An 875-nucleotide genomic window follows, 5' to 3' on the forward strand; every position below is an offset into this window, starting at 1 on the left:
GTCACATGGAACTCCGCCTTGGCGTTCTCGCTCAGCGACTGTGCGATGAGCGCGCCGAGCTTGCCTCGCTTGGGCCAGCTTGCGCCGTCCGGCAACCCGATCCCATCATCGGCAACGACGACGCGGCAGCCATCCCCGTTTACGACGCTGTGCAGGGTGATCGTTCCACTGTCGCGCCCGCGAAATGCATGCTTGAGCGCATTGGTCAGCAGTTCGTTGACCACCAAGCCAGTGGGCATGGCAACGTTTACCGAGACCGGATAGGTGTCCACTTTCATGTCGAGGCGAATGCCCTCGACAGCATGCGAGGCCATTACGGCGGACGCGATCTGGCTGAGATAAACGCCGAGATCGACCTCCTCCTTGTGCTCCTCGCCCGACAGGGTCTGATAAAGGATGGCCAGGGCGTCGACGCGGCCGGCCAGTCTTTCGAAGCGGTTGCGGTCCGGCTCGGTCGCATTGCGCGTTTCGAGGCGGATCAGGGCGGTGATCATCTGCAGATTGTTCTTCACCCGATGCTGCAATTCCCGCAACAGCGTGTCCTTCTCGCGAACGCGTTCTTCGATCGAGCGCGCATCTTCGGTCTCGCCATGGGCCGAGACGTCGACCAGAGCCACCAGCCGGAAGCAGGCTCTGCCATTGTCATCCTCGATGACGTTGGAATAGACGTCGACGATTGCAGGCTTGTCCTCGGCCCGCTCCAGTCGGAAGGTACCGACGAAATCGGTTTCGTCGACCACCGCACTTGATAGTGCGCGATCCTTCTGATGGTGCAGGCCGATACCGGAAAGTGCCGCCCAATGCTTCTGGGCGAGCTTGGCCGCCTTCAGACCGGACAGTTTCTCGAACTCCGGATTGGCATAGACGACACGTTC

The 875-nt window shown here is 61.0% G+C and carries 1 protein-coding gene; it reads right to left on the reverse strand.

The genetic code is table 11. The annotated features are described in order from the left end of the window. On the reverse strand, positions 1-875 hold an 875-nt coding region (locus O7A60_RS31715; RefSeq protein ID WP_337109584.1), incomplete at both ends, for a sensor histidine kinase.

It is taken from the genome of Mesorhizobium salmacidum (SeqCode) (assembly GCF_037179605.1).
Classification (GTDB): domain Bacteria; phylum Pseudomonadota; class Alphaproteobacteria; order Rhizobiales; family Rhizobiaceae; genus Mesorhizobium; species Mesorhizobium salmacidum.